Source organism: Plantactinospora sp. BC1 (assembly GCF_003030345.1).
In the GTDB taxonomy this organism is placed as follows: Bacteria; Actinomycetota; Actinomycetes; order Mycobacteriales; family Micromonosporaceae; genus Plantactinospora.
The window spans coordinates 2191405-2211072 of sequence record NZ_CP028158.1 but is presented as its reverse complement, the minus strand read 5'-3'; the positions used below and the strand labels follow the sequence as shown (position 1 = coordinate 2211072).

The 19668-nt window shown below is 72.8% G+C and carries 13 protein-coding genes; 7 read left to right on the top strand and 6 right to left on the bottom strand.

What is annotated here, in order from left to right:
• Window positions 1–33: 33 nt before the first annotated feature.
• Entirely contained in the window at window positions 34–750 is a 717-nt protein-coding gene (locus C6361_RS09315) for an N-acetyltransferase (protein ID WP_107267491.1), read from the bottom strand.
• 33 nt (window positions 751–783) lie between these two features.
• Between C6361_RS09315 and C6361_RS09310 the strand changes: the two genes are divergently transcribed.
• Window positions 784–1884 carry a winged helix-turn-helix transcriptional regulator gene (locus C6361_RS09310; protein ID WP_107267490.1) on the top strand — a complete coding sequence of 367 codons (1101 nt, stop codon included), beginning with the start codon at window positions 784–786 and terminating at the stop codon, window positions 1882–1884.
• On the opposite strand, the gene C6361_RS09305 is transcribed toward C6361_RS09310, so the two are convergent.
• Both C6361_RS09305 and C6361_RS09300 read right to left on the bottom strand, forming a co-directional pair.
• Window positions 1881–3131, bottom strand: a complete 1251-nt coding sequence (locus C6361_RS09305; protein ID WP_234359427.1) for a sensor histidine kinase — start codon at window positions 3129–3131, stop codon at window positions 1881–1883. The genes C6361_RS09310 and C6361_RS09305 overlap by 4 nt on opposite strands.
• A 163-nt stretch (window positions 3132–3294) precedes the next feature.
• The gene (locus C6361_RS09300) at window positions 3295–5370 is read right to left on the bottom strand and encodes an anthranilate synthase family protein (protein WP_107267489.1); all 2076 of its coding nucleotides are present in this window, start codon (window positions 5368–5370) and stop codon (window positions 3295–3297) included.
• A 307-nt stretch (window positions 5371–5677) separates the two neighbouring features.
• Between C6361_RS09300 and C6361_RS09295 the strand changes: the two genes are divergently transcribed.
• The 3 genes from C6361_RS09295 to C6361_RS09285 all read left to right on the top strand — a co-directional run bounded on the left by C6361_RS09295 (window position 5678) and on the right by C6361_RS09285 (window position 10172).
• Window positions 5678–7090 (top strand): FGGY family carbohydrate kinase, encoded by a 1413-nt coding sequence (locus C6361_RS09295; RefSeq protein WP_107270845.1) that lies wholly within the window; start codon window positions 5678–5680, stop codon window positions 7088–7090.
• A 215-nt stretch (window positions 7091–7305) separates the two neighbouring features.
• Window positions 7306–9753 (top strand): nitrate- and nitrite sensing domain-containing protein, encoded by a 2448-nt coding sequence (locus C6361_RS09290; RefSeq protein WP_234359426.1) that lies wholly within the window; start codon window positions 7306–7308, stop codon window positions 9751–9753.
• Window positions 9750–10172, top strand: a complete 423-nt coding sequence (locus C6361_RS09285; RefSeq protein ID WP_101365437.1) for a roadblock/LC7 domain-containing protein — start codon at window positions 9750–9752, stop codon at window positions 10170–10172. Before C6361_RS09290 ends, C6361_RS09285 begins: the two co-directional genes overlap by 4 nt.
• Window positions 10173–10213: 41 nt before the next feature.
• Here C6361_RS09285 and C6361_RS09280 read toward each other — a convergent pair whose 3' ends face one another.
• Together C6361_RS09280 and C6361_RS09275 are read right to left on the bottom strand one after the other, a co-directional pair.
• Entirely contained in the window at window positions 10214–11242 is a 1029-nt protein-coding gene (locus C6361_RS09280; protein WP_107267487.1) for a phosphotransferase family protein, read from the bottom strand.
• 65 nt (window positions 11243–11307) lie between these two features.
• On the bottom strand, window positions 11308–12807 hold the full coding sequence (locus tag C6361_RS09275; protein WP_107267486.1) for a GH1 family beta-glucosidase: 1500 nt from the start codon (window positions 12805–12807) through the stop codon (window positions 11308–11310).
• Window positions 12808–13873: 1066 nt separating this feature from the next.
• Here C6361_RS09275 and C6361_RS09270 point away from each other — a divergent pair.
• From C6361_RS09270 to C6361_RS09260, 3 genes are all read left to right on the top strand, one after another.
• Window positions 13874–16783 (top strand): glycoside hydrolase family 48 protein, encoded by a 2910-nt coding sequence (locus C6361_RS09270; protein WP_107267485.1) that lies wholly within the window; start codon window positions 13874–13876, stop codon window positions 16781–16783.
• Window positions 16784–17212: 429 nt separating this feature from the next.
• Entirely contained in the window at window positions 17213–18118 is a 906-nt protein-coding gene (locus tag C6361_RS09265) for a phosphatase PAP2 family protein (protein ID WP_369931370.1), read from the top strand.
• Window positions 18119–18127: 9 nt separating this feature from the next.
• Window positions 18128–18808: a maleylpyruvate isomerase N-terminal domain-containing protein gene (locus C6361_RS09260; RefSeq protein ID WP_107267484.1), complete on the top strand. Its 681-nt coding sequence runs from the start codon at window positions 18128–18130 to the stop codon at window positions 18806–18808.
• 18 nt (window positions 18809–18826) lie between these two features.
• Here C6361_RS09260 and C6361_RS09255 read toward each other — a convergent pair whose 3' ends face one another.
• On the bottom strand, window positions 18827–19660 hold the full coding sequence (locus tag C6361_RS09255) for a DUF1028 domain-containing protein (protein ID WP_107267483.1): 834 nt from the start codon (window positions 19658–19660) through the stop codon (window positions 18827–18829).
• Window positions 19661–19668 lie beyond the last annotated feature (8 nt).

The window sequence follows — 19668 nt, the reverse complement described above, 5'->3', positions numbered from 1 at the left end:
CCCCGGTCGTGGGCTCAGCCGTCGGTCGTGGGCTCAGCCGTCGGTCGTGGTCCGGGGCGGGCGTGGGTCCCGCCACATCGGCTGGAGTGCGGGGCCGCCGTCCGGCAGCCGGATCGGCTCACCCTGGGCCCGGAAGCCGTACCGCTCGTAGAGGGCGCGGTTGCGCGGCGTACTCGCCTCCAGATATGTGCCGATCCCGTCGGTGTCGGCCCGGTCGAGCTGGTGGCGCAGCATCGCACCGCCGAGTCCCCGGCCGCGCAGCGCCGGCAGTACGGCCATCTGCTGGAGGTACCAGTGCGGCTCCCGGTCCGGGTGGCGGGCCGCGATCAGCTCGTCGACCAGGGCCATCCGGGGCGCGTACCGGCCGTACGCCCGGTCGAGGAAGGCGGCCTGCCGTTGCGCCTCCACCGGGTCGACCGGGGCGGTCGACTCGTCCGGCCCGGGACCGCGCAGCTCCCACACCGACAGGCCGCCGACCGCCAGCGAGCCGTCCCGCATCAGCAGGATCTCCCCGGTCTCCAACAGGCCGGAGACCCAGGCCGGGGCGAACTCCACCCACGCCTCGGCGCAGGCCTGTCGGGCGGCCTCGTCCGGCACCACCCAGCTGAAGACCGCCTCGTCCAGCCCCGCCCGGCCCACCGCCTCGGCGACGGCCCGGGCATCGGCGAGCCCGGCCCGGCGTACCGTCATCGTCTCGGTCATCGTCACCCCGTCGTGGTCGCGGATCGTGGGTACAGTGTACGCGAGCATGCGTACCGGGTGGCGACGATCGGGGCGGGGTGGATGGAACGCGACGGTGCCGGGAGCGGCCCGGGGCTGAGCCTGGACCGCATCGTGCGGGTGGCGGTCGGGCTCGCCGACGCGCACGGCCTGGCGACCCTCTCGATGCGTCGGGTCGCCACCGCCCTGGACGCCGGGGTGATGTCGCTCTACCGGTACGTGCCGGGCAAGGCCGAGCTGGTGGACCTGATGGTGGAGACCGTCTTCGGCGAGATCGACTATCCGGAGCCGGGTCCGGCCGGCTGGCGGGCCAGGATCGAGCTGGGCGCCCGCCGGGAGTGGGCGATGTACCAGCGGCATCCGTGGGTGCTGCCGATCGTGGCCGGCACCGGCCGCCCCCCGCTCGGGCCGAACGTGCTGGCCAGCGTGGAGTGGGTACTGGCCGCCGTCGACGGCTTCGGGCTCGACCCGGCGACGATGCTCCAGGTCTATCTGACCGTCAGCGACTACGTGCAGGGCGCCGCCCGCTATGTGCAGACCGAGGTCGAGCAGGAGCGGCGGACCGGGGTGAACGCCGAGCAGTGGTGGGCGGCCGAGGCGCCGGCGCTGGCCCGGCTGCTCGGCACCGGCCAGTTTCCGGTGCTGTCCCGGCTGACCGAAGAGGTCGGTGCCGCCCCGGCGACCGTACGGCAGGACTTCGAGTTCGGCCTGGGCCGGGTCCTCGACGGCATCGGCGTCTTCCTGTCCGGCGAGCGCGGCCCGGCCGACCCGGCGGACGGCCGGCCGGCGAATGACCCGACCGGGGCGGCAACCGACGAAAACAGGTTGGAAAAAGTAACCATCCTCGACCGGCGACTCCCGGCGGCCACCTCGGCCGCACTGGAGACGCTCGGCCGGCGCTGGACCCTCGACCTGCTGCACGTGCTGGGCCACGGCGAGGCCCGGTTCCGCGACCTCGTCGAGGCGCTGCCGGGGATCTCCCGGCGGGTGCTCACCGAACGGCTGCGCGAACTCGCCGACGCGGGGCTGCTGCGCCGCCGGGTGGACCCCGGGCCGCCCACCCGGATCAGCTACCTGCTCACCGGGCGCGGTGCCGGACTCCGCGAGGTGCTGACCGGCCTCGACACCTGGGCCCGGCAGGGCGACCGGGTGACGGGTGATTAGGCCGGCAGCTCGACCCGTACCGTCGTCCCCGATCCCTCGGCGGTGCCCGGACCGACGGTGAGCACCCCCGACGCGTGCGCCACCCGGGCCCGCATCGCCGTCAGCCCGTAACCGCCGGGAGCCGGATCGCTGCCGGCGGTCGCGGCCAGGCCACGCCCGTCGTCGGTCACGGTCAGCAGCACCCGGTCCGGCCCGAAGTCGAGCCGCACCGAGGCGCTCCCGGCGTCGGCGTGCTTGCGGACGTTCGTCAGCGACTCCTGGGCGGCCCGCAGCAGCACCACCTCGGTCGACATGGCCAGCGGGGCGGGATCACCGACGCACCGGAAGTCGGCCGGGATGCCGGTCTCGGCGGTGAACCGGTCGACCAGCCGGGCGAGCGCGTCGGTCAGCGAGGAGCCGGCCAGCGCCGCCGGGGTCAACGCCGCGATCAACTCGCGGGTCTCCGCGAGGTTCTCCCGGGCGGTACGCGCGGCGAGCGCCAGATGCCGGTGCGCCCGCTCTGGGTCACCGTCCACGTCGTCGTCGGCCGCCTGCACCAGCAACACCACGCTGGCCAGACCCTGCGCGATGGTGTCGTGGATCTCGCCGGCCAGCCGCTGCCGCTCGGCCAGGACGCCCGCCTCGTGCGACAGCCGGGCCACCTCCGAACGGGACCGGTCCAGCTCGCGGATCAGCCGGGCCCGCTCCTGGCTCTGCGCGACCACCCGCCGGCTCCAGGTGCCCAGCGTCGCCGAGAGCACCACGCCCAGGGCCGCGACCGGCAGCGGGCCGGTCACCACCTCCGCCGGCTCGACACCCCTGGCCAGCAGCACCACGAGGTGCACCGAGTTGAACGCCACCACCGCGACCGTGGCCGGCACCGGAGCCGCCACCATGTACGCCTGCGGGCAGAGCGCGAAGAGCACGAACGAGGCCGACCCCTCGACCAGTACGGCCGGTACGTAGAGCGCCAGGACCCCGGCGAGATAGACGTACCCGCGCCAGTCCTCGATCTCGTCGCGCATGAGCCGGCGTCCGAAGCCGACGTACCAGCCGGCCAGCCCGGCCAGCGGCAGCAGGGCCGCGAACCGCGACAACGGATCGGCGCCGTAGACCGCCAGCAGGCCCGCGACGCCGAGCCCGACCAGCCCGAAGTAGACGTCCCAGAACCGGTAACGTGCCGCCCAACTGCCCGGCTCGGCTCGACCGGCGGCAGCGGAATCCGGGGCGGCGCCGGTCGGCCCGCTCGGCAGGACGTGGCCGGACATCGCAGCAGACCTCCAACGCGCCGGACGCGGGGGGGCGGACCGGGACCGTGCAGCGGCCCCGGGGCCGACCCATGGTCCCACGCCGGCCCGGGCGGGCGGCACACGCGGACCGGCGGCCCGGGCGGGGGCTCTCAACCCGCCCGGACCACCGGCTTGCGAATGCCTACCCGGGATGCCGGGAAGTATGCGCCCCGGCCGCGCCCCGCCCCGCTCCCGACGGCATCGTCGCGCCCGCCGGCCCCGGCTGGGAAACCCCGGCGCCCGGCGCCGAGCCGGCCGGGGTCGGAAGCAGCCGGCCCACCATCCCGGTCAGCACCGCCAACCCGTCCCGGCTGAGCACCGACTCGGGATGGAACTGCACCCCGGCGTACGTCGGTCCGCGCAGCGCGTGCACCGCACCGTCGACCGGGTCCCGGGCCAGCCGCACCGGCCCGTACCCGGTGTCGAGCCGGTCCGCGTCGGCCAGCGGCGTGAAGCTGGAGTAGAAGCCGACCCGGGCCCCGGTGCCGAAGAGCGACACCTCCCGGCAGAGTCCCTGGTACGGCGCGCTGCGCCGGTGCAGGGTCAGGCCGAGCCGGGCGGCCAGCATCTGGTGTCCGAGGCAGACGCCGAACGTCGGTGCCCCGGTGTCGAGCAGCCGGCCGACCAGGCCGCGCAGGGCGACCATCTTCGGGTCGGTCGGGTGTCCCGGGTCGCCCGGTCCCGGGCCGAGCACGGTCAGGTCGACGCTGCCCGGATCGAACCCGCCCGGCCCGGTGACCTCGGCCCACGGGCGTACCGCCACGGTCAGGCCGAGGGCCCGCAACTGGTGCGCGAGCATGCCGGTGAAGGTGTCCTCCCCGTCGACCACCACCACCCGCCGGCCGGCGAACTCGGGTCGTACCGGAGCATCCGGGGTCCGCTGCTCCAGCCAGAACGGGGCGAGCCCGACGTTGCGGGCGGCCAGCGCCGCCCGTACCGCCGGATCGTCGGCGAGCCGGACCTCCGCGGCCGGCGCGGGGCCGATCCGCCCCGGCACGACGGCGGCCGCCCCGGCACCCTCGCCGGCCCGCTCGTCGTCCGGACCGGCCGGCGCCGACCGCAGCCCCAGCGCGGCCAGCACCCCGGCGGCCTTGGCGTGCGTCTCGGCCACCTCGGCGGCGGCGGTGGAGTGCCGCACCAGGGTCGCGCCCACCGGTACCCGCAGTTGTCCGGTCGGTGAGATCTCGGCGGTACGGATCAGGATCGGCGCGTCCAGCGTCTGCCGGCCGGCCTCGTCGAGGCCGAGCAGCGCGATCACCCCCGCGTAGTAGCCCCGGCCGCGCCGCTCGTGCCGAGCGATCACCCGGCAGGCGTTCTCCATCGGCGAACCGGTGACGGTCGGGGCGAACATCGTCTCCCGGAGCACCTCCCGGACGTCGAGGGAGCCGCGCCCGGCGAGCAGGTACTCGGTGTGGGTCAGGTTCGCCATCTCCTTGAGGTACGGCCCGATCACCTGGCCACCCTGCTCGGCGACGGTCGCCATCATCTTCAGCTCCTCGTCGAGCACCATGTACAGCTCGTCGATCTCCTTGGGGTCGGCAAGGAAGCGCAGCAGTTCGTCCCGGTCCGCCGGCCGCCCCGGGTGGCGCAGGGTGCCGCTGATCGGGTTCATCATGACCAGCCCGTCCTCGACGCTGACGTGCCGTTCCGGGGAGGCGCCGACCAGGATCCGCCGGCCGGTGTGCACCAGGAACGTCCAGTACGCGCCCCGCTCGCCGGTCAGCAGCCGGCGCAGTGCGGCCAGCGCCGCCGGCAGCGGTGCACCGGCCAGGGTGCCGAGGTAGCAGCGGTGGATGACGAAGTTCGCCCCCTCGCCCAGGCCGATCTCGTCGGCCAGTACCCGGTCGACGATCTCCGCGTACTCCGGGTCGGCGATGTCGAAGCCGGCGTCCCGGACCGGTACCGGCACCTCGGGCAGGGCCGCCAGCGCGTCGGCCAGCGGGACCCGTTCGGGCTCGTCGAGGACGAGACACTCCAGCGGGGCGCCGTCGTCGACACAGGCGAAGCCGCGCTCGGCGACCTGCCGGTACGGCACCACGGCCAGGGTGCGCGGGCCGGCCGGCCCGGCCGGCAGGGGGATCTCGGCGAGCGTGTCGACGGTGTGCGACACACCGGTGAAGACCTCCAGGTTGGCGGCGCCGTCCCGGCGCAGCAGGGCGAACGGGCCGGGGTCGGCGCCGCTGGCGATGGTGCGGAGCAGGTGGTCGAGCAGGGTCATCGGTCGTCCCTCACAGCCGGGGGCCGTCCCGAGCGGTGGCCGGAGAGACGTGCAGGGAACCCTGGCGGCCGCCGCGTGGGGCGGCCGCGTGGAAGATTGCTACGCGCGGAGGTCGGCCGCCGGAATGGCGGGCCACCAGGAGTTGAGTCGCGCGAGCACGGGCCGAGTCTAGGCCAGCCACCGCCCGCGGCGGCACCCCTTCGGCCCAGCCGTCCACCAGGTGGGCGCCCGGTGGGCGCGGCCCGTCCGGCCGGTACCGCGCGACCTTGCCCTGGTCGGCACCGGGGAACCGGTACGGTTTTCGTCGATGAGGATTCTCGCTCTCGACCTGGGTACGTCGTCGGTGCGCGGCCTGGTGCTGGACGCGGCCGCCCGACCGCTGCCGGGTGCGCTGGCCCGGCGACCGGCCAAGGTGACGATCGGCGGCGACGGCCGGGCCACGCTGGACGGGCCCGCCTACTTCGCCGCCCTGGTCGAGTGCCTCGACGAGCTGGCCGGCGCGGACCACCTCGACGGCGTCGGGCTCGTCGTCACCTCGGCGCAGTGGCACTCGGTGGTGCCGCTGGACGCCGCAGGTGATCCGCTCGGCCCGGTGCTGACCTGGTTGGACACCCGGGCCACCGCACCGGCCGGGGTGGCCGGGCCGGCGGATCCGGACGACTACCACCGGCGTACCGGCACCTGGTGGCACCGGTTCTACTGGTCGGTGCGGCTGCCCTGGCTGCGGGAGCGGTGCGGGGACGACACGATCCGGTTCGCCGGCCTGATCGAGTACGTCTTCGGCAGGCTCCTCGACGAGGCGGTCATGTCGATCTCCCAGGCCTCCGGTACCGGCCTGCTCGACCTGCGGACCCTGGACTGGGACGCGGAGGCGTGCGAGCTGGCCGGGGTACGCCCGGGGGAGCTGCCGACGCTGGCTCCGCTGGCCTGGCACGGCCGGCTCCGCGCCGGGTACGCCCGGCGCTGGCCGGCGCTGCGGGACGCCCGGTGGGCACCGCCCAGCGGCGACGGTGCCGCCTCCAACGTGGGCTCCGGCTGCTACGACAGCCGACGCGCGGCGGTCACCGTCGGCACCTCGGCGGCGGTCCGGCTGGTCCAGCCGGTCCCGGCCGGCGTCGAGCTGCCGCCGCTGCCGGAGGAGCTCTGGCGCTACCGGGTGGACCACGAGCACGTGGTGACGGGTACCGCCTTCTCCGGTGGCGGCAACCTCTACGCCTGGGCCCGCCGGGAGATGCGGCTGCCCGATGGAGCGGAACTCGACCGGGCGCTGGCCCGGGTGCCGCCGGGCGACGGTGTGCCCGCCGATTCCCGGCTGGGCGGCGACCGTCCACCCGGGCTCGCCCCGGCCGGCTCCGGCGGGCTCTCCGGGCTGGGCTTCAACACCACGGCGGTGGAGATCCTGGCCGGACTGATGGACGCGCTCTGCCGTCAGGTCGCGGTGGGGGTCGCGGCGATAGAGTCCACGGTGGACAGACCGGTCCAGGTCGTCCTCGGTGGTGGCGCCGTCGCCGCGTCCGGGTGGTGGCGGCGCTCCTTCTCGGTCACGCTGGCGCCGCGCGAGGTGCATCACGTCCGAAATCCGGAGATCGGTGCGGTTGGCGCCGCTCTGGTGGCGATCGGTCGGCTGGACGGAGCGTCCGGACTTGAGCGCATCGTCCGGACGGATGAGGACGAGTCGGCGACAGCGACAAGATCTGATCGCCCGCAGTATCCTTCGTGAGCTGTTCCGCCCCCCTGATCATTGACAGCAGGTCCGGGCCTGAATTGAAATAGCTCCGCTCCTTGGCGCGCCCCGCATCGAGGACGGTAGGAGGCATGGTGGCTGTTGCCCCGGACCCGTCACATGGCGCCGTCTCGCGTCACCGCCGGCGCCGTCTCGACGTCCGGGTGGTGCCACATCGCCGCAGGTCACCCTTTCGGGTACGGGACTGGCGGATGCGTACCAAGCTGGGCGCCGTCCTCGTGGTCCCGTCGGTCGCGTTCCTGGTCCTCGCCGGGGCGCAGACCAGCGCGCTGGTCAGCCAGGCCGACCTGCTCGACGAGTTCGCCGACCAGGTGACGGTCGGCCGCGAGATCACCGCGCTGGTGCACGAGTTGCAGCGCGAGCGCGACCAGACGGCGGGCGAGCTGGCGGCCCTGAACACCGGATCGGCGCCGCCGGTCGAGCCCGGCCGCCCGCTGCCGGCGCTGGAGTCGGTCTACCCGGTCGCCGACCGCGCCGCCGAACGGTTCCGGACGGCGGCGTCGCCACTGGCCCGGGGCGAGGCGTCGTGGCGGATCTCCTACGACCGGGTCGACAACGCACTCGAACGGCTGCCGGAGGTCCGGGCCTCGGTGCCGGCGGCCGGCTCGAACCCCGACCCGGTACTCGCCGAGTACGACCGGACCATCGAGGTGCTGTTGGTGCTGCTGGCCGAGCCGTCGCCCGGTACGGATCGCGGCGACCTCACCGACGCGGTGCTGCGGTACGTCGAGTTCGCCCAGGTCAAGGAGATCAACTCCCGGATCCGGGGCCAGCTCTACGCCGCGGCCCGGGCCGGCCGGTACGACCAGAACGACCTGGTGACGCTGACCGACCTGCGGGCGCAGCAGCTCACCGGCCTCGCCGGCTTCCGGCTCTCGGCCACCGACCGGCAGATCGAACGCTACGACCAGGCGTCGACCGATCCGAACTTCGTCGCCGCGGTCCGGATGGAGGAGACGACCTTCTCCGCCGGTGGGCGTACCGCCGCCGTGCTGGAGCCGGGTCGCTGGTGGACGATCAGCCAGCAGCGGCAGGAACTGCTCCGCCAGGTCGAGTCGGGTGCGGTCGACGACGCGGTCGCGCTGGCCGACGCCCGCAGTGCCGAGCAGTTGCGCCGCACGCTGCTCACCGCGGGCGGCGTGCTGGGCGTACTGCTGGCGGCCCTCTTCACCTCGATCGCGATCGGTCGCTCCGTCGCCCGGTCGCTGCGGATGCTGCGCAGCCAGGCGTTGCGGGTGGCCCAGGTCGAGCTGCCGGAGACCCTGGAACGACTGCGTACGGTCGACCCGGTCGCCGCCGAGTTCGAGGTACCGCCGGCCGACGTCCGGTCGATGGACGAGATCGGCGAGGTCGCCGAGGCGTTCGTCGCGGTGCACCGCAGCGCGGTGACCGTGGCGCTGGAGCAGGCGGTCATGCGTCGACACGTCAACGCGATGTTCGTCAACCTGGCCCGCCGCAGCCAGGTACTGGTCGAGCGGCAGTTGGAGCTGCTGGACGAGCTGGAGCAGGACGAGAGCGACCCGGACCAGCTCGACAACCTGTTCAAGCTGGACCATCTCGCCGCCCGCATGCGCCGTAACGACGACAGCCTGCTGGTGCTCGCCGGCAGCGAGGCCACCCGGCGGTGGAACCGTCCGGTGCTGCTCGCCACGGTGATGCTCGCGGCGGTCGCCGAGATCGAGCAGTACCAGCGGATCCGGCACCACGTCGCCGACGAGCTGTACGTCGTCGGGCACGCCGTCGCCGACCTGGTGCACCTGCTCGCCGAGCTGCTGGAGAACGCGTCGTCCTTCTCCCGCCCGGACACCGTGGTCCAGGTCGAGGTTGCCGGGCAGCGGGACGGCAGCGTCCTGGTGGAGATCGTGGACCAGGGGCTGGGGATGAGCCCGACCGCGCTGGAGCGGGCCAACCAGGTGCTCGCGGTACCGCCGGCCGCGGACGTCGCCGCGTCGGAACGGATGGGTCTCTTCGTGGTCAGCCACCTGGCCGCCCGGCAGGGCGTCCGGGTGCGGTTGCGGACCACCGGACAGGGTGGCCTGGTGGCGGCGGTCTGGCTGCCGGCGAACCTGCTCGCCCCGGCCCCGGCGGCGGAACCGGCGGGTGGCTCGGGACGGCGGATGCTGGAGATCGTCGCCGGTGCGATCGCCAGCCCGAACGGCACGCATCCGTCGACCGGCCGACCGGCCGAGGGCGGCGCCGACGGCGGCCCGCTGCGCCGGACCGGGCGTCGGGAGACACCGACCCGGGCCGAGGACGTGCTCGGGATGGCCGCCGGTGCCGGTTCCGCACCGGCGAGTACCTGGTGGTCCCGGCAGGGCAAGGGGAGCGCGGCGGCCCCGGCTGCCGGCGGCGGTGCCCCGGCCGGGGCGCTGGTCACCGGGAACGCCCCACCGGCGGTACCGGTTACCGGCGGTACCAACGCCAACGGGCTGCCGATCCGGGTCCCGATGGCCCAGCTCCGGGTGAAGGCGGAGCCCGCACAGCCCCGGCCGCCCGCCCCGCGTGAGGCGCCGGATCCGGAGCAGGTGGGCGGGATGCTGTCGCGGTACTACGGTGGTCTCCGCCGGGCCGAGGCGGAAGACACGATGGTGATACCCATGGCGCCGGCCGGCGCGCGCACCGAAGAGGAGAAGTATTGAACACGCTCAGTCAAGAGGCACGGGATCTGAACTGGCTGGTGAGCGGGTTCACGGAGCGGGTACCCGGGGTGGCGCACGCCATCGTCGTCTCCGCCGACGGACTGCTGGTGGCGGTCTCCGAGCACCTGCCCCGGGACCACGCGGACAAGCTCGCCGCGGTCACCTCCGGATTGTCCAGCATCACCACCGGGGCCGCGGAGATGTTCGACGGCGACATCGTCAAGCAGACGGTGGTCGAGATGGGTCGGGGTTACTTCCTGGTCATGCAGATCCGGGACGGTTCCATCCTGGCCACGCTCGCCGCCAACGACGCCGACATCGGCGTGGTGGGTTACGAGATGGCGAAGCTGGCCAAGGCGGCCGGTGAGATGCTGACCCCGGCGCTGCGGGCCGAACTCCAGCAGGCGCTGCCCCGCTGACCGGCCGCGTCCGGTCGCCGGGGCGACGGTGTGGCGTCGTCTCATGCCTGCCGGACCTGGTCCAGCCGACCCAGTTGCGCGTCGAGCAACCCCGCGAGCCATCGCTCGTATTCGGCGCGTTCCGGGCCGCCCCAGCCCCGGGTGGCGCCCTCGACGCACATGATGAGATAGAGATAGATGGTGTAGAGCGTGAGCCGGCGGCGGGCCGTCGTGGTCAGTTCGAGCCGGCCGTGTCCGGCGGAGGCGTAGCCGGCGAGGATCTCCGGTTCGTCGTCCAGTTCGCGGAAGAGCGTCATCGAGACCAGTTCGGCCAGCGGGTCGCCGAAGAAGGCCCGTTCGCCGTCGATCAGGCCGGTCACCCGGACCGTGCCGGCAGGATCGGCGGCGACGAAGACGTTGCCGTCCCAGAGGTCGAAGTGGACCAGCGCGGGTCGGCGTACCTCGTCGAGGACGTCGGCGTGCCGGCGCAGCAGGTCGCCGATCCGGTCCGCCGGGGCGGGCAGCGCACTGCCCAGCCGGATGGCGTCGGCGAGGATGTCGTCGAGCATCGCGCCGAAGGCGGCCCGCCAGGACGGCTGCCAGCTCCGGCTGCCGCGCAGCGGATAGCCGTACGCCGGGCCGGTGACGGTGTGCAGCCGGGCCGCGTGCGCGGCGATCTCACCGCGTACGGCGGCGAGCTGCGCCGGGGTCAGCTCGTCCCGGGTACCGTGCAGGTCCGCGCCGGCCACCCGGCTGAGGAAGACGAAGTCGGTGCCGATCAGGTCCCGGTTGAAGTCGGCGTAGACGACCTCGGGTACGACGGTCACCACCCGGGCGGCCCGACGGTAGAAGTCGACCTCGGTGCGCATCAGGTCGACCTCGTGGCTGAGCAGCTTCAGCTCGGGTGGCGGGGCGACCTTGAGCACCAGTTCCGTGCTCTCGCCGAGAGTCACGGCGTAGGCCGCGTTGTAGGTGCCGCCGGTCAGTTCCCGCCACCCGGTGATCCCGGTCCGGTCACCGAAGCCGCGCCGGACCAGCGACCGGAGTTCGCTCTCGGAGACGTGCCTCCTGGTCGTGCTCTGGTATTCCATGCGACCCCCCTCGGCGGTACGGTCGGGCGGCGGTGCCGACCCGAGGTGACGTTCCGGACCCGGGGTCAGACGGTGTTGTCGGCGATCACCCTCCGGTACCAGTGCGCGCTGCGCTTGGGGACCCGGCGTTGGGTGGGGAAATCAATATAGATCAATCCCCACCGCTGTTCATAGCCCTCGTTCCACTCGAAGTTGTCCATCAGCGACCAGACGTGGTAGCTCTCCAGCGGCACGCCGTCGGAGATGGCCCGGTGCGCGGCCGCCAGGTGCTCGCGGAGGAAGGCGATCCGGCCGACGTCGTCGACCGTGCCGTCCCCGTCGAGCCGGTCCGGGGTGGGCAGGCCGTTCTCGGTGACGGTGAGCGGCACCTCGCCGTAGTCGCGGGTGACCCGGGTCAGGATGTCGTACATCCCGTCGGGGAAGATCTGCTGCCAGCCCGCCTCGGAGGTCGGCCACCTGCGGACCGTACCGCCGTCCGGGGTGACGTAGATCGGCGTGTAGTACTGCACGGCGAGCAGGTCCACCGGGGAGGAGATGATCGCCAGGTCGCCGTCCCGGACGCCCCGGACCATCCGGCTCTCCGGGCCGAGGTCGGCCAGCACGTCGGCCGGGTAGGCGCCCTTGAAGATGGAGTCCAGGTAGAGCCGGTTCTCGTAGCCGTCGTAGAGCCGGGTCGCCTCGAGCGCACCGGGGGCGGTGTCGTCGGCCGGGTAGCAGGGGTGCAGGTTGAGCGCGGGGCCGATCCGGCTGTCGCTGCCGGTGGCGCGCAGCGCGCGTACCGCCAGGCCGTGCGCGAGTTGCAGGTGGTGCGCGACCAGGTAGGCCGCGTCCGGCTCGCGCAGGCCGGGGGCGTGGTGGCCCTGGAGGTAGCCGTTCTGCACCACGGTCTTGGGCTCGTTGATGGTCAGCCAGACCGGCACGCTCGCACCGAGCGCCTCGAAGATCGCCTCGGCGTAGTCGGCGAAGCGGTAGGCGACGTCCCGGGACTCCCAGCCGCCGACGTCCTGGAGCGACTGCGGCAGGTCCCAGTGGAAGAGCGTGGCCATCGGGGCGATGCCCCGGTCGTTCAGGCCGTCGACCAGGCGCCGGTAGAAGTCGAGTCCGCGCTGGTTGGGCGCGCCCGTGCCGTCGGCCTGGATCCGTGGCCAGGAGATGGAGAACCGGTACGTCCGCAGCCCGAGATCCTTCATCAGGTCCAGGTCCTCGACGTACCGGTGGTAGTGGTCGGCGGCGATGTCGCCGGTGTCGCCGCCCCGGACCCGTCCCGGGGTGTGGCTGAACGTGTCCCAGACCGACTCGCCCCGTCCGTCGTCCTTGGCCGCGCCCTCGATCTGGTATGCCGAGGTGGCGGCGCCCCACCCGAAGCCGTCCGGAAAGCGGAGTCCGAGCTGCGTCTCCGGTGCCGTACGTCGCACGTCGTCGGCCTCGGAGTCGGCGTCGCGGCCGGCCAGCGGCGCGTCGGCGACGTCGGCTGCCGCCGTGCTCGTCGACAGCGGGCCGGCGGGCACGGCACTGGCGGATAACGTGGCGCGGCGCAGCAGATGCCGCCGAGTCAGTACGGACATGCTGTCTCCTCGTGAGTGGGGCCCTCCGCACGACGCCCGGGAGCGCTCCCACACAAGAGCGTAGCGATCTACCGAGCGATTGCGTATGGGATGTTCGGGTGGCAATGGCGGGTCTGGGCCTCGTCCATTGCCCGTCCCCACGTGCGTCATGACCACGGCGACCGTTCGTCGCGTCGCGACGAGGCCGGTCGCCGTCCGAGGTGCCGATGACGCAGCCGATCGACCGGTTCGCGTCGAGACGCTGTACCGATGACCGATTTTCCCGTCGTTGGCGGGGGGTTAGTGTGGGGACGGGGAGGGCAACCCCCGTCCCCAGCTTGAGTTACAAACACGCACGAACGGAATTGGCGTCCAGGTCGTGCGTGCCGCGCGGGAGCCGGGCCACGCGAGTGGCTCTGGTTCCACCTCCTTCCGACGGTGGTGAGCTGGCTGACGGCGGAGTCCGGGCTGGCCCGCCCTCAGCCCTCTGGCTGAGCGGTCGGCGGCTACGTACGATTGCCGTAGCTCGCCCATCGGGGAGCGGTCGACCCGGCGGACCGGGTCCTCGCAACCCCCGTGGTGGTGCGATCCAAGCTACTTACATCATCATCAATGGAAGCGCTCCCATCGACGTTGGTTGGACTGTAGCCCGCGTCACGGGTTTGTGAAAGACCCAAAATAAGATCGAAACATCCGGCCAACGTCGAGGAAACTCCGTTGTGCTGCCTCGGTCGCATCGATGCCCAGGTCAGGGCGCCCCTTCGGACGTCCCCAGTGCAGCCGGGACCGGCTCCACTTGCTGCGGGAGCGCTCCCATGCCACACTGTCGAACTATCGCGGTAGGGGAGCCACAAGCTGACGCGATCACGGGCCGCCAGGGCATCCGAGTCTCTCGGTACGGCGCCCCTGCACAGCTCGGAGCCGCCACGTCCGGCGTCTCCTCCGGCGTCCGCCGACCCCGGTCCGGGACGGGTTGACCACCACCATTCCGGCGCCTACCCACCCACGCGCATCGCCCCCGCACCACGCGCAGGAGGCGCCCAAGCCGCGGCAGTCCGCGGCCCGGTCCGCGAGGAGAAGTCACGACATGAAGTTGAGGTTAGGAAGACGCCGACTGGCGATGGCCGCCGCCGGCATATTGGTGGTCGGAGGTGTGGCCGTCGTCCCCGGCACCGCCTACGCGGCCCCCGGCTGCGACGTCACCTACACCGCCAACAGCTGGGGCTCCGGATTCAGCGCGTCCGTCACCATCCGGAACGTCGGCGACCCGTTGACCAGCTGGAGCCTCGGGTTCACCTTCCCGGGCAACCAGCGGATCACCCAGGGCTGGTCGGCGAACTGGACCCAGTCCGGCGCGAACGTGACCGCGACGAACGTGTCCTGGAACGGCAACCTGGCCACCGGTGCCTCGACCAGCATCGGGTTCAACGGCACCTACTCGGGGACCAACGCCAGCCCCACCGCGTTCACCATCAACGGCAACGCCTGCAACGGCGCCCAGAACACCGCGCCGACCGTCGACATCAGCAGCCCGGCCAACGGCGCGACCTTCACCGCACCGGCCGACGTCACCGTCTCGGCCACCGCGAGCGACGCCGAGGGACCGGTCGAGCGCGTCGAGTTCTACCGCAACGGCCTGCTGGTCGGCACCGACACCAGCGCGCCGTACAGCTACACCAACAGCGCGCTGCCGGCCGGGTCGTACACCGCCCAGGCCCGCGCGTACGACAGCGCCGGGCTGAGCGGCATCGACGAGGTGGCCTTCACCGTCGGCGGCACCAGCCAGGCGAGCGTGGTCGTCCCGGCGACCCTCTCGATACCCGAGGGCGGCAACGCGGCCCTGAACGTCAGGCTCAGCGCCGCACCGACCAGCAACGTCACCGTCAACCTGGCCAAGACCGGCGACGCGGACGTGACGCTGGGCGCCAGCACGGCGACGATCACCCCGTCGAACTGGAACACCGGGGTCAACGTGGCGGTCAACGCCGCCCAGGACGCCGACGACACCAACGACACGGCGACGATCACCGCCAGCGCCAGCGGGCGTACCCCCGGCACCACCCAGGTGACCGTCACCGACGACGAGGGCGGCGGACCGGCCGGCGAGTACGGCGAGGAGTTCCTGGAGCTCTACAACAAGATCAAGGCGCCGGCGAGCGGCTACTTCAGCCCCGAGGGCGTGCCGTACCACTCCGTCGAGACGCTGCTGGTCGAGGCCCCGGACCACGGTCACGAGACCACCTCCGAGGCGTTCAGCTACTGGCTCTTCCTGGAGGCCATGTACGGCCGGACCACCGGCGAGTGGGGACCGTTCAACAACGCCTGGCAGGTCATGGACCGGTACATCATCCCGTCCGAGACCCAGTCGAACTACAACGCCAGCGACCCGGCGGACTACGCCCCCGAGGCGAACCGGCCGGACCTCTACCCGCAGCAGGGCGGCAAGCTCGACTCCAGCGTCCGGGTCGGTCAGGACCCGCTCGCCGCCGAGCTCCAGTCGACCTACAACAGCGGCCGGGTCTACGGCATGCACTGGCTGCTCGACGTGGACAACGTCTACGGCTTCGGCAAGTGCGGCGACGGCACCACCAAGCCGGCGTACATCAACACCTACCAGCGCGGCCCGCAGGAGTCGGTCTTCGAGACCGTGCCGCACCCCTCCTGCGAGACGTTCAGGCACGGTGGCCCGAACGGCTACCTGCCGATCTTCATCGGTGACTCGTCCTACGCCCAGCAGTGGCGCTACACCAACGCTCCCGACGCCGACGCGCGCGCCGTCCAGGCCGCGTACTGGGCGCTGAAGTGGGCCAAGGAGCAGGGCGCGCAGGGCCAGATCTCGGCCACCATCCAGAACGCCGCCAAGATGGGCGACTACCTGCGCTACGCGATGTACGACAAGTACTTCAAGCAGCCCGGGTGCGCCTCGCCGTCCTGCGCGGCCGGCAGCGGCAAGAACAGCGCCGCCTACCTGCTCTCCTGGTACTACGCCTGGGGCGGCTCGCAGGGTGGCAGCAGCAGCTGGTCGTGGCGGATCGGTTCCAGCCACAACCACGGCGGCTACCAGAACCCGTTCGCCGCGTACGCCCTCTCCACGGTGTCCGAGCTGACCCCGCGGTCGCCGACCGCGCGGACCGACTGGGCCACCAGCCTTACCCGGCAGATCGACTTCTACACCTGGCTCCAGTCGGCCGACGGTGCCATCGCCGGTGGCGCGACCAACAGCTGGAACGGCGACTACAGCGCCCGCCCGGCCGGCGTGCCGACCTTCTACGGCATGGTGTACGACGTCAAGCCGGTCTACCACGACCCGCCGTCGAACCAGTGGTTCGGCTTCCAGGCGTGGAGCATGGAGCGGGTCGCGGAGTACTACCACGAGAGTGGTGACGCCCGGGCCAAGGCGCTGCTCGACAAGTGGGTGAACTGGGCGATCGCCAACACCACGGTGAACGGTGCCAACTACCAGATCCCGTCGACGCTGAGCTGGAGCGGTCAGCCCGGTGGCAACTGGACCGCCGGCACCACCTCGGTGAACAACAGCAACCTGCGGGTCTCGGTGGTCGACCACACCCAGGACGTCGGTGTCGCGGGTGCCTACGCCCGTACGCTGATCTACTACGGTGCCAAGGCCAACCACGCGGCGGCCAAGAACACCGCCAAGGCCCTGCTCGACGCCGTGCTCCAGCACAAGACCGACAAGGGCGTCGCGGTGACGGAGACGAAGGCGGACTACAACCGCTTCGACGACCAGTACAACTCCAGCACCGGTCAGGGTCTCTACATCCCGCCGGGCTTCACCGGCACCATGCCGAACGGCGACCCGATCAACCAGAACTCCACGTTCCTGAGCATCCGCTCGTTCCTCCAGGACGACCCGGACTGGCCCAAGGTGGAGTCGTACCTGAACGGCGGCCCGGTGCCGACGTTCACGTACCACCGGTTCTGGGCGCAGATCGACGTGGCCATGGCACTGCACGACTACGACCGGCTGATCGGCTGATCCCGGTCACCAGACGGGCCTGATTCCCACGGTCAGGCCAACCGTGGCGGGCCCGGCCGGATTGGCCAACGCAGCGATCCGGCCGGCCCGCCACTCCCGTTCCACTCCGGACAGCACAGGGGCGACCACCACCGCCCCAAGGGCGGGCGGCACCAGCGGGTGCCGCCCGCCCTTGCCTGTCCGGGCCCGGGACCAACGTCGTCCGTGCCGGCGTCGTGGCGGAGATTTTCGTGGCCCGGCCCGGTAAAGGCACTGAGTTTCCAGTCAGTCCGGGGTGCCCCGTGCGGCAAGACGGAGTATCCTGGCCTCAGTGGGAGGGGCCGCTTCCCCCGTGGCGGCCCCTCCCGCTTCTTGTTCTCCCGCCCCCTCGCCGCCCGCCGGTCGAGTGCGGTGTCGGCTATGCCGGGAGCGTCCGATACGGTGTCGGGCGTGCGTGGCCGAAGCGGCATCCTGACAGCGTCCTGGCTGATCCTGTTGACCGCACTACAGATACTCGCGTTCGTCGTGGTCTGGCGGTTCGCCGTCGGCACCGAACACGGTCAACTGCTGGACACGATCGCGCTGACCGGCAACTCGATCGGGCAACACCGGATCGAGGGCATCGTCGGCGGCGTGCTGAACGCGGTCTCCCTGCTCTCCCTGCTGGTCGCCACCGCGGTCATCGGCTTCATCGCGCTGATCCGGGTCCGGATCACCCTGGCGGTGGTGACGGTCGTGCTGATCGTGGGCGCCAACGTCACCACCCAGGCCCTGAAGTACTTCATCGAGCGGCCCGACTTCGACGTCGACGAGGCCCGGGAGGCGGCCGGCAACAGCCTGCCCAGCGGACACACCGCCGTCGCCGCCTCGGTCGCCATCGCGCTGGTCATGGTGCTGCCGCCCCGGGTCCGTGGCTGGGGCGCGCTGGTCGGCGCCGGCTACTCCGCCGCCGCCGGGGTCGCCACCCTGTCGGCGGGCTGGCACCGGCCCAGCGACGCCGTGGCCGCGCTGCTGGTGGTCGGCGCCTGGGCGTCGGCGGCCAGCCTGGTACTGCTGCTGACCCAGCGCGAGACCGCGCAGGTCTCGGCGGCCGACGGCAACCGGCGGGTCACCGCGGTACTCGCCGTCGTCGGCCTCGCCCTGCTGCTGGTCGCCGCGCTCGCCCTCGGCTGGACCGACGGGGTGCGCTCGACGCCGATCCCCGAGTTCGACCGACGCCAGCTCATGATCGCGTACGGCGGCAGCGCGGCCGGGATCGCCGGCACGGCCGCCCTGGTGACAGCCCTGGTACTCGTCACCCTGCACCGGGTGGTGCCCCGGCACACCGGTCGGGGCGCCACCGCACCGGCCGACTAACCTGTTGGCGTGCGGGTGGTCGAGGTGTTCCGGGGCGAGGCCGCCCGGCTCGCCGGAGTACTGGCCGGGCTGACCGAGTCCGACTTCGCCCGACCGACGCACTGTGCACCGTGGAACGTCCGGGAGCTGGTCGCACACGTGAGCATCGGGGCCGGTCGCATGGTCGGGATGCTGGCCGAGCCGGCACCACCACGTGCCGAGGTCGACGCCGCCGCCTACTTCGGGCCGGCGAAGTTCGCCCCCGCGACCGACGCGGCCCGGATCGACACGGCTCGCCAGCACGGCGCCGGATCCGGCACCGGCCGGGACATCGCCGAGGAATTCGCCCGGACCTGGCGGGCCGGGTACGCGGTGAGCCTCGCCGCGCCGCCCGGCCGGCTCGTCCGGACCCGGCACGGCGACCCGATGACCCTGGAGGAGTTCCTGGTGACCCGGGTGGTCGAGCTGGGGGTGCACGGGCTCGACCTGGCCGCCGCCCTGGACCGGGAGCCGTGGCTGACCGAACCGGCCGGCGAGCTGATCGCCGAGCTGCTGGTCCGGGCGGCCGGCCCGGCGGCAGCCGGCCTCGCCGAGGAGCACCACTGGGACCGGCTGACCCTGGTGGCCAAGGCCACCGGCCGGCGGCCGCTGACCGCTGCGGAGCGGGTCGAACTCGACCGCCGCGGGGTGCGCTGGCTCTCCTTCGGTTGACCTGCCGGGACCGGCCGGTCAGGACTGCGCGCGCAGGTGGGCGAGGACCACCGGATCGATCTTGCCCGGCACCATCCGTTCCTCCAGGTTCTCCACGCCGGCCCAGGCGGCGAGCCGATCCTCCAGCGCCGCACCGTCGCCCGGATGGCCCACCCCGGCGAGCAGCCGCGACACCTCGTCGGCGAGGTCACCGGTCAGGTCGAGCAGCGTCTCCGGATCGGGGCGCTCGAAGAGCAGCCGGTGCACGTCCAGCAGCCGCGCCAGCTCGGTCACCGGATCCGGGTGGTCGTCCACCCGCAGGTCCACCATGACGTCGCTGCCGCCGCCGTACCCACCGCCGCGACCGACGACCAGCAGCGCCGCGCTCTGCCGGCCACGCCGGTCACCGCCGGCCAGGTCGCCGGCCCGGAGCGCGCCGAGCAGCCGGTCCGGGAAGCGCCGGTCGGCACCGCCCAGCCAGGCGTCCCGCATCTCGTCGACAACCTGCGGCCCGACCAGGATGTTGCCCTGCACCGCCCAACCGGCACCGGCCTGCCCACCGGCCCAGTCGTGGCAGCCGACGCCGGTGTAGGTGGCGGCCGTACCGTCGGCGTCGACGATCCCGAGCTGCCGCTGCGGACGGCCGGAGTCGGCGGCGACCAGCCCGGCCAGCGCGTCGGCCGCCGCCAGACCGGTACGCAGGAACGCCAGCCCCTGCGGCCGGTAGGCCAGGTTGGCGTACGCCTGGGTGGCCAGGGCGCCCACCTCGGCCTCGGCGGCCGGCACCACCGCGCCGACGGCGAGGAACTTGCTCGCTACCGCGACACCGTGCAGCCGGCCGTCGTCGGAGCGCGCCACGATGGAGAAGGTCACCCGGCAGA